A 14,421-nucleotide genomic window follows, 5' to 3' on the forward strand; every position below is an offset into this window, starting at 1 on the left:
TCTAGTGCAAGGCTCATATTCGATAAATAATTGACTACTAAGTTTACGTTGTGGAGAAAAGGCATCTTCAATGACAAAGCGGCCGCCTGCGTGATCATTATCGGAATGGCTTAGAATCAGTGTATCTATGCTTTCATAACCTCGTTGATGCAAAACCGGAGTGACGACCTGCTCTGCGATACTGCCGCTTTGCCATGCTTTACCAGTGTCATACAGCAACACCTTGTCGTCTTTTTCTACAACCACTGCAAGGCCATGACCTACATCTAATACATCGATACGCCAATGCGGTTCATACTCCGCTGCAAACTTGATACTAATAACGATGCCGAGTAACAAATACCACGCGTACTGAGACATGAACCGTTGAAATATTAAGCAAACCACTATAGCCATAACCAGCATTGTCATTTCCATGCTAATAGGTTGCCAAGAACCTATTGCGTACTGTATTGACGTGCTCAATGGCTGTAATGACCAGTCCACCAAATGCCACAGAGGCTTCGCTATCATTTCAAGAAACAAAGATGAGAACAGGGCTAGAAACATCAAGGGTACAACGATAAATCCGAACCAAGGAATAAATACCAAGTTGTAGGCTATTGAGGACAAACTAAAACCGGAGAAGAAATGGCCACTGACAGGTACGATTAAAGCGCTCAACATCAATTGAGTAAGCAATAACGCTTTTAACCTCGCTTTCCAACCTCCCCTTTGATGTCGAATCAAATTAATTGCGAGCAATACCGCACAAACGGATAGGTATGATAACCAAAAGCTCATACTGTAGGATGCAAAAGGTTGGACAAGCAGTTGTAGAGATACTGCAAGCAAAAGAACTCGCCAAGAAGTCCAGTGCACCAGAGTATACTTCAGGAGAACGTAAACAACGCATACCGACACTGCTCGCGTAGTAGGCAGAGAGAAATCCGCTAACCAAGCGTAGGCAACAGCGAAGATCAGCCCATATAAGCTAGGCAACAACTGGTATTGGGGTAATAGATAACGAACGGTACCGCCCACGACTAGCCCAAAAGTAAACGCCATACCAATATGTAAACCAGAAATGGAGACCAAGTGCAGTAAACCACTGTCCCTGAGCGCTTGCCAATCCTCTTTAGACAGCCAAGAACGATCAGCAAAAACTAACGCATTTATTAACGAGAAATGATGAAGGGAAGACACATCATCAGCGACATCGGCAATAATGGATTGACGCAGAGATACATTAGAACGAACAATCCACTTAGCATCTTTGTTAACAACCGCTCGGGCGATAATATTTTTACTCATCGCGTGCTTTTCAGCATCAAAGCCAGCTTCGTTGCGTAGACCTGTAATCGGCTTTAACGAGATGGATGTCGTAAACTCACTGTTAACATCGAGTGGAAAAGGCGTAATAAGACGGATTTTAGGTTTAAGAAAAGGTAACAGAGTTTGAGAATTTACCGCTTCTATAGCGACAATACCTTCATAACCGTGACTTATTTGCGTAAAAGGGCTGTCAACTTTACCAATTATGGTAATATTCTCCCCTGCTTGAAAAAGGGCTTGTCTCTGAGACTCCAATACATTGCCGTGGACGATGACAACCATAAAGCCCGCAATTGCGCCTATGCTAATTAAGCCACGACGTAATTTGATTATTGAGCCAGTGGTTATTATTCCCAGCAGCAACCAACGCCAATCTGGTATTGTCGGCCACCAAGCTGACGAGATTACGCTCGCTACAAATAACGCCAAGGTCCAACTTTTTTCTGAGAGAGTCATGCTGTCCTATGCCTAGAAAGCTGATAAAACGCTTCATGCCAGATCATGAATTGATCAAACGCCAAAAAGCATTGAAGGTCTTCGGCAATGTGTTGTACAACCCGAACTTGTGGTGCTTAAACCGCCGCTCGGCATCAGGGGCTTTTGCTGTCGGGTTATTTATGGCTTTTGTTCCGCTGCCGAGCCAAATGATCATGGCCGCTGGCTTGGCCATTATGTTGGGTGTCAATCTGCCCCTCTCCGTCGCTTTGGTATGGATCAGCAACCCTATCACTATGCCTGTGCTATTTTACTTTGCGTACAAGCTAGGTGCTCTAGTGATGCGTCTTCCCCCGCAACCTTTTCACTTTGAACTATCGTGGGAATTCATCATGCAGCAAATGAGCACCATTGGACCTCCATTTCTATTGGGCTGCGCAATTTGTGGGGTTGTATCCGCGATTATTGGCTACTTCGGAATTCGAGGGCTTTGGCGCTACTCAGTGGTACGGAGCTGGCAAAAACGCAAAATAAGATAAGACCTTACTGCGTAAAAATCAGCATTTGAGCTATCAGTTGAGGGGCATCTAACAGTTAGAATGAAACGCGATGTTACTCAAGTCGGATAAATACAAAAAAGGACCGAATTCGGTCCTTTTTGTTTTTCGCATATTGTAAAACAATCAGCTATTTAGAACTCAGTACAGCCGCCGGATTCAACCTTGCGGCACGCGAAGCAGGATACCAAGTCGCAAGTAAACTAAGCACTATCGCCGTCACTGACACCAATGCGACATCTGGCCAGTGTAGTTGTGATGGTAAGAAGTCAACGAAGTAAATATCACCCGATAAAAACTGATGACCGATTAAGCTCTCTAGCCCTTTAATTAACGGAGTCAGGTTTAACGCTACTAAGACACCGATAACACTGCCGACGAGACTACCAAATACACCAGAGAATACACCTTGCCAAACAAAGATCCGTTTGATTAGGCTATCTTTTGCTCCCATTGTTCGCAAAATTGCAATTTCCGCCGCTCGGTCTTTCACTGCCATCATCAACGTAGACACAATATTAAAACATGCCACGCCAATCACCAGTACCATCACCAAGTACATAATGGTGCGCACGAGCTGAATATCGCGATACAAAAAACCAAACTTTTGCTGCCAGCTTTTCAAATACACGTAAACATCAACCATGCTACCAACCTCGCGAACAATAGAAGGCGCATTGAGAACATCGTCAGTTTTTAGTGAAATGCCAGTGACCCCTTCCCCTAATCTCGCGTATTGCTGAGCATCCGCTAATGGTACTAACGCTAGAGAGTGGTCGATTTGGCCATTCAATGTTAAGAACCCTGACACCTTCACGCGCACTCGCTTAGGAGCCTGCACTTTATTTGCGCCGCCTGTTTGCGGAATCATCAACGTAGCGTAATCCCCCACGGCGACATTTAGCTCGTTTGCTACACCTCGTCCTAAGATCACTTGCTGCTGACCGGCATAAAAGTTTTGCCAAGCTTCTTGGTCAATAAAATTCGATAAGCTCGACACCGCTTGCTCGAAAGTAGGCTCTACACCACGAACTTCTATCGCTTTTAGCTTACTGCCTTTTTCTGCCAAGCCCGTAAAACGAACGTACGGTGCTGCCGCAACAACATGTTCATGTTTTAGAGCTTGATTCATCGTTTTGGTGTAGTCATGAAGTGGTCCATTAACACCTTCTAACTCGCCGTGTGGGATCACAGACAACACACGCGATTGCAGCTCGCGCTCAAAGCCATTCATTGCAGACAAACCGATAATGATCACAGCAACGCCAACCGCAATACCAATAGTCGAAGAAAGCGATATGAAAGACACCATCTTGTTGCGCTTTTTCGCTCGACTGAAGCGACCACCAATCATCAAAGCTAAAGAGGTAAACAAAACTAGCCCTCCGCAGATGCTGTATCAGTCACAAAACGATCTACGAGCAAACCATCTTGCATGTGCATTTGACGATCCATTTTTGCTGCTAGCTCTTTGTCATGCGTGACAACCAAAAATGCAATGTTTGACTCTTTATTGAGCTCGCGCATCAAATCATAGATAGACAGTGCCGTATTGTGATCTAAGTTCCCCGTAGGTTCATCAGCCAAGACCAGATCAGGTTTATTCACCAATGCACGCGCAATCGCAACACGCTGACGCTCACCGCCCGATAACTCGGAGGGTCTATGTTGCATCCGATGACTCAAACCAACTTTATCTAACAGCGCTTTAGCCGCCTGTTTTGCATCCGCTACTTTAGCACCGCCAATCATCAGTGGCATCGCCACATTTTCAAGCGCAGTAAAGTCAGCCAACAAGTGATGAAACTGGTATACAAAACCAAGGTGCTTGTTGCGTAATGCCGCCTGTTTGTTCGAGCTCAAAGCTGATAGGTTTTGCCCTAGAAAATCAACTTCACCATGAGTTGCGTCATCTAACGCACCTAAAATATGCAATAAGGTACTTTTTCCCGAACCAGAAGAGCCAACAATAGAAACCAACTCCCCTTTGTCGATATCGAAACTTACGCCTTTCAACACTTCCGTATCTAACGAACCCTCTCGGTAGACTTTACGAATATCACGACATTCTAATAGCTTATTCATAGCGAAGTGCCTCAGCAGGTTTAACAGAAGATGCTCGATAAGAAGGATAAAGTGTAGCAGCAAGGCTAAGAGCAATCGCCAACACCACCACTAAAAGAATTTGCAGTGAATCAATCAAGATGGGTAGATGACCACCAAAGCTGAATAGCGCCACACCAGCAGATTCAAGAATCGCATTTAGATTAAGTGACAAGATCACGCCCGCAGCGCCACCAACAATCGCGCCAATTACACCACTGCTTGCACCTTGCACCATGAAAATGGTCATCACTTGAGATTGAGTCATGCCTTGAGTTTTCAATATTGCGACTTCTGATTGCTTCTCCATTACCACCATGATTAAAGCGGAGATAATATTGAATGCAGCGACACCCACAATTAGACCTAGCATAAGTCCCATCATGTTCTTTTCCATTTTCACCGCTTGGAAAAGCTCACCACGCTGTTCGCGCCAATCACTCCATTCCCATCCATCAGGCATGGGTTGGTCAGCAAAATCCGTCACCATAAATGGGTCAGAGAAAAAGACACGCCAACCAGAAACCGTGTCTTTAGGGAAACGCATCAGCTTAGATGCATCCGTCATGTTCACAATCATTAATTGACCATCAACGTCCGATCCCGTATTGAAAATGCCTGAGACAGTAAAGTTTCGCTGGCTAGGAATACGACCAAGTGGGGTAAACTGCGTCGCGTTGGTCACCATCAAGCGTACTTTATCCCCGATTGAGACCTTTAGTGAACGCGCCAAACTGTGACCCAAAAATACATTGTAGTCACCTGCATGAAGTGACGATAATCGTCCGGCAATCAAATGGTTGCTAATCGGATCGCCTTTCTTAGGTTCAATACCGATGAGGTAACCAGCCGTCAGCTGTGCAGAACTCTGAATAACAGCCTCTCCTCTAACGATAGGCTCCGGCTGAGATTCACTCGACATCGCTTGAACAAATGGAGGGGCAGACTCGGTCATAGGCGCTTTTCCATCGTGTTGCGAAACCACGGCATGAGGTAGCACACCTAAAATGCGTTCTTTTAACTGCGATTCAAACCCGTTCATCACAGAAAGAACCGTCACCAACGCCATTACACCGATCGTAATACCCGCCGTCGACATATAAGAAACAAATCGGCTGAACCTATCTCCAGAGCGTCCCCGAAGATACCTTAAGCCAATAAACAATGAGATAGGATGATACATATAAGACAAACCAACTGGTTGTTTTGATATAAAGCTTTAGCGGATTATCTTACCTTACTCTTCTCATTAAGAAGACAAGAGAATCGCTAAATTTGTCAACGACATGCAATAAGTCTGTATTTAGGGCAAAAAGTTCAAGGACAAATCGGCTAAACTTGATAACTTCATTCAGTTAGCGATAATCAGTGCCCTATTTCTCTTTGTTTGTTGAGTGAACAGGGAGCGCTCACTGGCAAAAGGATCGACTATATGACAGAGCAAGAATACTTTACCGTCCATCATAACCTCACCATCAACGTCGAAACGTTGAGTGCGGACTTTGCTTTGCCAGATGAAGAAACATTTGCCTCCGAAATTCCAGCACCATTTATTGTCGCCAGTGAATTTAGTCACTTAGATATGTTGGCAGACAACGCGCGTCTAGAGCTGAAAAACAAAGAGTTAAAGCATGTGATCAACTTGCTTGATACGCAAAACGCGAAACTTAACCTCTTGTTGAGCTTTATGCTTTCACAACAAGATGACGCCTCCATTCGCTATCAAACGACGCAGTTTGGTGCTAGTCAACTCAGTTTCCGCTCAGATACAGCGTTAACTACTCAACAACTCGTTCGTGTTAAACTGTTCCTCGATCACCCTGCTGCGGCGATTTACTGTTACGCTCAAGTAGAAGAATGTGATGCTTCAGAGCAAGATTTCATTATCACGCTTAGATACAAGATGCTCCGAGAATCTGATCAAGATTTACTGATAAAGGCGGCACTGTATCAACAACAAAAACTTTTACGTCAGCGCTCGATGGAGCGAGATAAAAAATAATTCCTATGACAAAAGCAACGATTCTTTCCGTCACCAACCCTTCAGAGCGTGGCGACAAAAAACAGCTAGGTAATTTGCCGGGCGCAGCTCTACCTCTAGCCATTGCAGAGCTAGCCAAACAGCATTCGAGTCACTCGCTACTCGTTGTGCCTGACCCGCAAATCGCTTTAAAGCTTCAGGCAGAGATTGAGCAATTCACCGACCAAACGGTAAGCCTGTTCCCCGACTGGGAAACGCTGCCTTACGATAACTTTTCTCCGCATCAAGAAATCATCTCTGAACGTATCGCACGCCTATACCAACTGCCAAGTCAACGTGATGGCATAACCATCGTCCCGGTCAGTACAGTATTGCAACGCCAATCGCCACGTGATTTTCTGTTGCAACACACTTTAATGGTGAAAACTGGTGATCGGCTCTCGCTAGAGAAGTTACGTGTACAACTTGAAAATTCAGGCTACCGCCATGTAGATCAAGTATTTGGACCAGGTGAATATGCAAGTCGTGGGTCTATTCTGGATCTCTTTCCTATGGGCAGCAATGACCCGTACCGCATCGACTTCTTTGATGATGAAATAGATACCATTCGCACGTTTGATCCAGAGAACCAACGCTCTATCGACGATATTCAGCAAATCCAATTGCTGCCTGCACATGAGTTCCCAACCACTAAAGAAGCGATTGAAGATTTCCGTACACGTTGGCGCACCCAGTTCGACGCACGCCGCGAGCCTGAATCAATCTACATGCAAGTGACCAAAGGCACGTGGCCCGCTGGTATTGAGTATTGGCAGCCGCTGTTTTTTGACCATACCGAGACTTTATTTGAATATTTGCCAGAAGACTCTCAAGTCATCACATATGGTGATATCGAATCTGCGGTCGATACTTTCTTAACCGATGTCGAATATCGATACGACCAGAAAAAAGTTGATCCGCTGCGTCCTCTTTTGACTCCTGAACAGCTTTGGTTGAAAAAAGACGAACTTTTCAGTCAACTAAAACAGCTCCCTATCGCTCAATTGAGCCTAGATAAAGTGGTTAAGCGTGCCGGTCGTCAAAACCTACCAGTACAATCGTTAGCCGAGCTTGGCGTTCAACAACAAAATAAAGAGCCGCTCTCGCGCCTTCGTCAGTTTAGTGAGCAATTCAGCGGCAAAATCGTTTTCTCGGTAGAGTCAGAAGGTCGTCGTGAAGCACTAACGGAGCTGTTGCAAGGCATCAAAGTTCGGCCAGTCGTACATGGCTCACTTTACCAAGCTCTAGACTCGGGTGATCGATTCAGCTTGGTCTTAGGCGCAGCAGAGCATGGTTTCATTCACGAAGATCTGAACTTCGCTCTGATCTGTGAAAGTGATCTACTCGGTGACCGTGTTATCCAGCGACGCCGCAAAGATAAAAAAGCCGTCAACAGTGACACCGTTATTCGCCACCTTGCCGAACTAAAACCCGGCCAACCTGTGGTTCATATTGATCACGGTATTGGCCGCTACATCGGTTTACAAACACTTGAAGCCGGTGGTATGAAAACGGAATACGTCACCCTTGAGTATCAAAACGATGCCAAGCTCTACGTGCCAGTTTCATCACTGAATCTTATCAGCCGTTATTCTGGCGGCGCTGAAGAGAGTGCGCCACTGCATAAATTAGGTGGTGAAGCGTGGGCAAAAGCACGTCGTAAAGCGGCAGAAAAAGTGCGTGACGTCGCGGCAGAATTGCTGGATGTGTATGCAAAACGAGAATTAAAACCGGGCTTCAAATTTGAGCTAGATCGTGGGCAATACGCAACATTTAAAGCAACATTCCCGTTTGAAGAAACAGATGACCAAGCGATGGCCATCAATGCCGTATTGTCAGACATGTGCCAGGCAAAAGCAATGGATCGCTTAGTATGTGGTGACGTGGGCTTTGGTAAAACGGAAGTCGCTATGCGCGCAGCATTTGTCGCAACGGATAACAGTAAACAGGTCGCCGTACTCGTACCAACAACCTTGCTTGCTCAGCAGCATTTCGAAAACTTCCGTGACCGTTTTGCCAACTTACCAATCCGAGTTGAAGTACTGTCTCGTTTTAAATCTGCCAAAGAACAAAAAGTCATTCTGCAAGACGTTGCCGATGGTAAAGTAGACATTGTCGTTGGTACGCATAAGCTGCTTTCGAGCGACATTAAATTCAAAGATTTAGGTTTGTTGATCGTTGATGAGGAACACCGCTTCGGGGTTCGTCAAAAAGAAAAAGTCAAAGCAATGCGTGCGGATGTGGACATTCTTACCCTCACCGCAACACCAATTCCACGCACACTGAATATGGCAATGAGTGGCATGCGAGACCTGTCGATCATCGCGACACCTCCTGCACGCCGTTTAGCCATTAAAACCTTTGTTCGACAAAAAGAAGAGCCAGTGGTCCGTGAAGCGGTACTGCGTGAAATTATGCGTGGTGGTCAGGTTTACTTCCTGCACAATCAGGTTGAAACCATTGAAAAAACGGCAGAAGACTTACAGAAACTCATCCCAGAGGCACGCATTACCGTGGCTCATGGTCAAATGCGCGAGCGCGAACTTGAGCGAATCATGAATGACTTCTACCATCAGCGCTTTAATGTGTTGGTGTGTACAACCATCATCGAAACCGGTATCGACGTACCAACGGCGAATACCATAATCATGGATCGTGCGGACAATCTTGGCTTGGCGCAGTTGCATCAATTGCGTGGCCGTGTTGGACGTTCGCACCATCAAGCCTATGCTTACTTATTAACGCCACATCCAAAAGCCATGACCAAAGATGCCATCAAGCGTCTTGATGCGATTGCTTCACTGGAAGACTTAGGTGCTGGCTTTACGTTAGCAACCCACGATTTAGAAATCCGTGGTGCTGGTGAGCTGCTTGGTGATGAGCAAAGTGGGCAAATTCAATCCGTTGGTTTTACACTTTATATGGAAATGCTGGAACAAGCAGTGCAAGCATTAAAAGAAGGCAAGGAGCCATCTTTGGATGAGCTGCTTCGTGAGCAAACTGAAGTGGAAATGCGAATCCCAGCGCTCTTACCAGATGATTACATTCCGGATGTAAACACACGACTGTCGATGTACAAACGCATTGCGAGTGTCACAAGCAGTGATGAACTATCAGAGCTAAAAGTGGAACTGATTGATCGCTTTGGTCTGCTTCCAGACGCAACAAAGAACTTACTTGCCGTCTCAGAATTGAAAATTTCGGCTGGTAGTTTAAAAGCGAAAAAGATAGAAGCCCATGATAAAGGTGGATTTATCGAGTTTTACCCTGATGCTGACATAAATCCAGCGTATTTAGTTAAACTGCTGCAATCACAGCCGCAAAAATTTGCAATGGAAGGTCCAACTAAGTTCAAGTTTAGCGTACCATTGGTGGACCGACGTAAACGCATTCAGTTTGTTCAAGACTTACTGAATGATTTTAAACAGAATTTATTACCAACGAGCTAATAGTCGAATGAGAATACTGATCCCGTTATTGCTTCTATGTGTCTCAATGCCCTCTTGGGCACAGCGCCAATTTGATATTGAAGTGATCATTTTCAAGCGAGCAGTCGACGCTGAAAGCACAACAGAATCTTGGCCGAATCAACTGCCAAAAATCGATATGGAAAATGTCGGTAGCCTAGAGAGTGAATCCTACCGCCGCTCTAAAGGCGTGACACTTTTGCCAAGTTCTTCTTTCCGTCTCAACGCGCAAGAAGCGGCACTAAATAATCATGCCGGCTTTAAAGTGCTTAAACACGTAGCCTGGCGTCAAGGTGACCGAGGTAAATCTAGCGCCCCAATTTTCCGCATCGTTGGCGGGCGAGATTTCTCTGATTCTTATCAAGCAGATGGCCGCCCACTCAATGGCAATCAAACATTTTCCAGCGACGGTTACAGTGAAGAGACGGTCAATGGTCCTTTATATGAACTAGATGGTCGATTCCAAATATACGTACAGCATTACCTCTTCGCCGAAACAACACTAGATCTGCGCGAACCAAGTGTTAGAGAGGTGCGTTTTGAACCAACCTCAACTGAGCAATTGGCGGATGACTTAGGTGAAGTAGATGGTAACGTCCAAGTCGGTAACTTGGCAGAAATATCGCCGACAGTAACCGAAGAGAAATTCCTGAAGAGTTATCGAATGGATCAAAAACGTCGTATGCGTAGCAGCGAGACTCATTACCTAGATAACCCGTTGATGGGTATGATCATTCAAGTTCGTCGGGTTCGATAAGCACGAGCGGTTCGACAAAGCGCAGCAAAGCTGCGCTTTGTTTTTATCTGCTATACCTCAGTTATTCCTAACCAACGCAGAGCAAGGAAAATAGCTGCGTTCAAGTATAAATAGACAGCTTTCAATTTACTTACACTCAACATGGAAGTCGTATTAGTTCATGAGTCCAGACTTTGAAATCATTGCGCCCCGCTTAGCGCTCAAGCTCATCCCTGCTGAAGAAGCACATTCACTACAACGATTACTTGCAGAATCCCCTTCGCTGCACCAATGGCTTGACTGGTGTGATAAAAACGTCACATTGAAAACCGCGCAGGACTTTCTGTTGGCAACCCGTCTTAACTGGGTCAAAACTGAGGCTTTTGGTTTCGGTATCTATGAGCGGCAAAGTAACACTTTGGTTGGAATGGCAGCGGTTAATGAGTTATATCATACGTTTAATATGGCGAGTATTGGTTACTGGGTTGCCGACCGCTATCAACGGCAAGGCTATGCCCAAGAAGCCGTTAAAGCCTTAGCAGAATTCTGCTTCGCAAAGCTAAGTTTAACTCGACTAGAGATTGTTTGTGACCCCGACAACGAAGCTAGCCAAGCCTTAATTGAGTCCGTCGGTGCACAAAAAGAAGCCATCGCCAGAAACCGGTTTATTTTTCAGGGTAAGCCTAAAGATGGCGTTGTGTTCTCACTTTTACCGACAGATCTAACATAAACAAAAAGCCACCGACTTGCGGTGGCTTCTGCATTTTTTAAGATACAACACATCCACATAGAGTGGATTTAAAACCTTAGTGCAGCTTAAGGTTTGGACGCAGCACGCGATTAATGCGACCGACGAGCATCATCAGACCGGTTTTGAATACACCGTGCAACGCCATTAGGTGCATGCGATACAACGAGATGTAAACGACACGAGCAATACGGCCTTCTACCATCATCGACCCTTTAGTTAGGTTCCCCATCAGACTACCAACGGTTGAAAAGCGACTTAGAGACACTAATGAACCGTGATCTTTATATACATAGTCTTTCAACTCGCGCCCGTTGATCTTCGCGACGATGTTACTAAATGCCTGGCTTGCCATTTGGTGTGCAGCTTGAGCGCGTGGCGGCACGAACGAACCGTCAGACTGGGTGCATTGTGCTAAGTCACCAATAACAAAGATGTCATCATCTCGTGTTGTCTGTAGTGTGTTTTTCACTACAAGCTGATTGATACGGTTCGTTTCTAAGCCAGCGATATCTTTAATAAAGTCTGGAGCTTTGATACCCGCAGCCCAAACCATGATTTGAGCTGGGATCTTCTCACCATCTTTTGTAGTAAGGCCATCTTTTTCAGCTTTAGTCACCATAGTGGCGGTGCGCACGTTTACGCCCAACTTCACCAACTCTTGATGAGCAGCAGAAGAAATACGTGGAGGTAACGCTGGTAAAATACGCTCACCTGCTTCAATCAGATTGACGTTCAACTTGCTAGAATCAAGATCACCGAAGCCATAAGTGCGCAGCTCTTTAACAGCATTATGTAACTCAGCTGATAGTTCAACGCCAGTTGCACCAGCACCAACAATCGCAATATCGACCGTACCGTTACCGTTTTTCGCGTGCAGCTTTAGGAACTCGTTGTTCATTTCTGTACGGAAACGGTGTGCTTGCTCAGGGCTGTCTAGGAAAATACAGTTTTCACGAACGCCAGGCGTGTTGAAGTCGTTTGATGTCGAGCCAATCGCCATCACTAGAATGTCGTATTCTAGCTCACGGCTTGGCATAAGAAGTTCACCGTGTTCGTCTTTAAGCTCACTTAAGATGATCACTTTACGTTCACGGTCGATGTCTTGAAGGCTACCCATTTGGAAGTCGAAGCTGTGGTTTTTTGCATGAGCTCGATAGCTCAGTGCATCTACTCCTTCGTCCAAAGAACCTGTAGCAACCTCATGCAATAATGGCTTCCACAAGTGGCTCGCTTTTCGATCGACTAGCGTAATTTGCGCACGGTTTTTGCGACCTAGAGTTCGACCAAGCTTAGTTGCCAACTCAAGACCACCTGCACCGCCGCCTACAACGATAATGCGTGTCACAATGATTTTCCTCTACAAAAATGAATATATGGGGTTCAGCTCGATGCATGACTCACAAACATTTGTGGCATCCATCCAACCGATGAATTCTTGGTTCTTAGAGGTGTCTCAATTACTTGGATTAAAAAACTGCCACTCACCTTGATTCTTTATCTATCAATGACTTGTCAGGGTTTGGCATGTTTATCTGGTACGCGTACGACGCCAGAATTTTTTGGGCAAGTTTATTACTCGCTCTCAATTTTTTTTGATATTTATCAAATTATTTTAGTCCGGTTCATTATATAGAGACCAACTTTGAAGGCAACCAAAATCCGTGTAACGAGTACGGATTGACTACTTTTCGACTACTCTACAACAAGGTGTTCGTGCTACATAGGAGGGAAGTAAGAAAACGGTAAGGAGAACACAATATTCAAAGCGTTAAACCAAGAAAATGTGCCTTTCAAAGAGACAGTGGCTCGGCATACTCAAGAGAAGGAATCGCAGCAAAGCAGCCGATAAAAACGCCGCTTTACTGTCTACACTCAACATTAATAAGTATTTTTAAATGCCTTTATCGCTTGTAAATGATGAGAGATTTTTTTGAACTTATGAGACTGAGTTTCATCCCAAATGATTTGATAGTGTTTTTCTAGCTCAGCTGCCGTTTTCGAATTGTCATGCACTTCATCATCTTTAGAGAGAATCACTAAGCAGTGAGCTTGATTTTTCGCTCGGAACTGATCAACACATTTTGTTGCGATATCTTCGTACTCTTCTGGACGATCGATTCGACCAGCCATCGTTTTTTCTGGGTGCAAGTTCGGGTTGAACATCACTTGCTTGATACCGCATAGAAAACCAATTCGCTCAGACCAGTAACCACCTAAACCAACCCCGCAGATTAACGGGTTTGGGTCATCAGATTGATCGATAACTTTAGACACTTCTTTTAACAAGTGTTGCATGTCGTGCTTTGGGTGAAGGGTGCTGTAATTGATAAAACGAACGTCGTCGTCGATAAATTGCAGTTGAAGAACTTTTTCGTGGTTACCCGGGCTTGTACTGTCAAAGCCGTGTAAGTAAATAATCATGTGTACCTCTCCCTGTGTGTATCTGGTACTTTTATTAAAACTACCACTATTTCCTTACTGTTAAAGGGGAAAATATCACGAGTTCTCAAAACAGTGATCTTCCATACACAATGAGCCTTTCAACTCATACGCACTGTTTAAGTATTGTTCAGTTCCCCACAATTTATAGGCAAGTAGATACCAGAGCATCGCCATCACCAAGGTTCTTGGTTGCCAAGCGTGTACACCTCTCAGCCAAAGAGACACATCTTCGATACCTCGAATTTGGCAATACTGCTTTACCGCTTCTTCCACAGGCGCATTCGCGACCTGAATAGTTAAGGTCAAATCAAGCCTAGGGTCAGCAATCCCGGCATACTCCCAATCAATGACTTTCACCCCACTCTCCCCTCGCACTAGGTTGTAACACCCCAAATCGAAGTGACATAGGGCAAGCGGAACAGGTGCAACGTTCGGTTCCGTGCGCCACTTCATGTACAAAGCCTCAAACTCCGTACCCACATACTGACCATCAAGCTCAAGCCAATAATGATCGATGCGAGAAATATATGAAAATGGAACCAAAGGAATTGCGCTTATCGGATATTGATGAATCTTCGCCGCAATGGATAATAAAT

General features: G+C 45.1%; 12 protein-coding genes. 5 read left to right on the forward strand and 7 right to left on the reverse strand.

Annotated features, from left to right (window positions below):
- A partial coding sequence (locus tag IQR33_RS17955; RefSeq protein ID WP_193843900.1) for a DNA internalization-related competence protein ComEC/Rec2 occupies window positions 1-1,770 on the reverse strand: 1,770 nt, incomplete at its 3' end.
- A gap of 8 nt (window positions 1,771-1,778) precedes the next feature.
- Between IQR33_RS17955 and IQR33_RS17960 the strand changes: the two genes are divergently transcribed.
- Window positions 1,779-2,288 (forward strand): DUF2062 domain-containing protein, encoded by a 510-nt coding sequence (locus IQR33_RS17960; RefSeq protein ID WP_005387834.1) that lies wholly within the window; start codon window positions 1,779-1,781, stop codon window positions 2,286-2,288.
- A 148-nt stretch (window positions 2,289-2,436) separates the two neighbouring features.
- Here the strand turns inward: IQR33_RS17960 and lolE are convergent, their stop codons facing one another.
- From lolE to lolC, 3 genes are read right to left on the reverse strand one after another with little or no spacing between them, the layout of a single operon-like run.
- Window positions 2,437-3,681, reverse strand: a complete 1,245-nt coding sequence (gene lolE, locus IQR33_RS17965; RefSeq protein WP_193837459.1) for a lipoprotein-releasing ABC transporter permease subunit LolE — start codon at window positions 3,679-3,681, stop codon at window positions 2,437-2,439.
- Between the two features lie 2 nt (window positions 3,682-3,683).
- Window positions 3,684-4,391: a lipoprotein-releasing ABC transporter ATP-binding protein LolD gene (gene lolD, locus IQR33_RS17970; RefSeq protein WP_005378457.1), complete on the reverse strand. Its 708-nt coding sequence runs from the start codon at window positions 4,389-4,391 to the stop codon at window positions 3,684-3,686.
- Window positions 4,384-5,592, reverse strand: a complete 1,209-nt coding sequence (lolC, locus tag IQR33_RS17975) for a lipoprotein-releasing ABC transporter permease subunit LolC (protein WP_025998625.1) — start codon at window positions 5,590-5,592, stop codon at window positions 4,384-4,386. The genes lolD and lolC overlap by 8 nt, the downstream gene beginning before the upstream one ends.
- Window positions 5,593-5,841: 249 nt before the next feature.
- Between lolC and IQR33_RS17980 the strand changes: the two genes are divergently transcribed.
- The 4 genes from IQR33_RS17980 to IQR33_RS17995 all read left to right on the forward strand — a co-directional run bounded on the left by IQR33_RS17980 (window position 5,842) and on the right by IQR33_RS17995 (window position 11,362).
- Window positions 5,842-6,411 carry a hypothetical protein gene (locus IQR33_RS17980; protein WP_017634743.1) on the forward strand — a complete coding sequence of 190 codons (570 nt, stop codon included), beginning with the start codon at window positions 5,842-5,844 and terminating at the stop codon, window positions 6,409-6,411.
- Between the two features lie 5 nt (window positions 6,412-6,416).
- A complete protein-coding gene (gene mfd, locus IQR33_RS17985) occupies window positions 6,417-9,878 on the forward strand; it encodes a transcription-repair coupling factor (RefSeq protein WP_053303252.1) in 3,462 nt (1,153 codons plus the stop codon).
- A gap of 7 nt (window positions 9,879-9,885) precedes the next feature.
- Window positions 9,886-10,653 carry a peptidoglycan binding protein CsiV gene (locus IQR33_RS17990; RefSeq protein ID WP_080773703.1) on the forward strand — a complete coding sequence of 256 codons (768 nt, stop codon included), beginning with the start codon at window positions 9,886-9,888 and terminating at the stop codon, window positions 10,651-10,653.
- A gap of 160 nt (window positions 10,654-10,813) precedes the next feature.
- Window positions 10,814-11,362: a GNAT family N-acetyltransferase gene (locus tag IQR33_RS17995; RefSeq protein WP_005387823.1), complete on the forward strand. Its 549-nt coding sequence runs from the start codon at window positions 10,814-10,816 to the stop codon at window positions 11,360-11,362.
- Window positions 11,363-11,438: 76 nt separating this feature from the next.
- Here IQR33_RS17995 and IQR33_RS18000 read toward each other — a convergent pair whose 3' ends face one another.
- From IQR33_RS18000 to IQR33_RS18010, 3 genes are all read right to left on the reverse strand, one after another.
- Entirely contained in the window at window positions 11,439-12,728 is a 1,290-nt protein-coding gene (locus tag IQR33_RS18000) for an NAD(P)/FAD-dependent oxidoreductase (RefSeq protein WP_005378463.1), read from the reverse strand.
- Between the two features lie 533 nt (window positions 12,729-13,261).
- Complete coding sequence (ycfP, locus tag IQR33_RS18005; protein WP_005378464.1) at window positions 13,262-13,804, reverse strand: alpha/beta hydrolase YcfP; 543 nt, start codon at window positions 13,802-13,804, stop codon at window positions 13,262-13,264.
- A gap of 75 nt (window positions 13,805-13,879) precedes the next feature.
- A partial coding sequence (locus IQR33_RS18010) for a phosphotransferase (protein WP_193843901.1) occupies window positions 13,880-14,421 on the reverse strand: 542 nt, incomplete at its 5' end.

The organism is Vibrio sp. OPT46 (genome assembly GCF_015163535.1).
Taxonomy (GTDB): domain Bacteria; phylum Pseudomonadota; class Gammaproteobacteria; order Enterobacterales; family Vibrionaceae; genus Vibrio; species Vibrio alginolyticus.

Excerpts from the sequence above, each read along its gene's own strand:
- IQR33_RS17960 (WP_005387834.1), top strand. The coding sequence starts at position 1,779 with ATGCCTAGAAAGCTGATAAAACGCTTCATGCCAGATCATGAATTGATC.
- lolD (WP_005378457.1), bottom strand. The coding sequence starts at position 4,391 with ATGAATAAGCTATTAGAATGTCGTGATATTCGTAAAGTCTACCGAGAG.
- lolC (WP_025998625.1), bottom strand. The coding sequence starts at position 5,592 with ATGTATCATCCTATCTCATTGTTTATTGGCTTAAGGTATCTTCGGGGA.
- IQR33_RS17980 (WP_017634743.1), top strand. The coding sequence starts at position 5,842 with ATGACAGAGCAAGAATACTTTACCGTCCATCATAACCTCACCATCAAC.
- mfd (WP_053303252.1), top strand. The coding sequence starts at position 6,417 with ATGACAAAAGCAACGATTCTTTCCGTCACCAACCCTTCAGAGCGTGGC.
- IQR33_RS17990 (WP_080773703.1), top strand. The coding sequence starts at position 9,886 with ATGAGAATACTGATCCCGTTATTGCTTCTATGTGTCTCAATGCCCTCT.
- IQR33_RS17995 (WP_005387823.1), top strand. The coding sequence starts at position 10,814 with ATGAGTCCAGACTTTGAAATCATTGCGCCCCGCTTAGCGCTCAAGCTC.
- ycfP (WP_005378464.1), bottom strand. The coding sequence starts at position 13,804 with ATGATTATTTACTTACACGGCTTTGACAGTACAAGCCCGGGTAACCAC.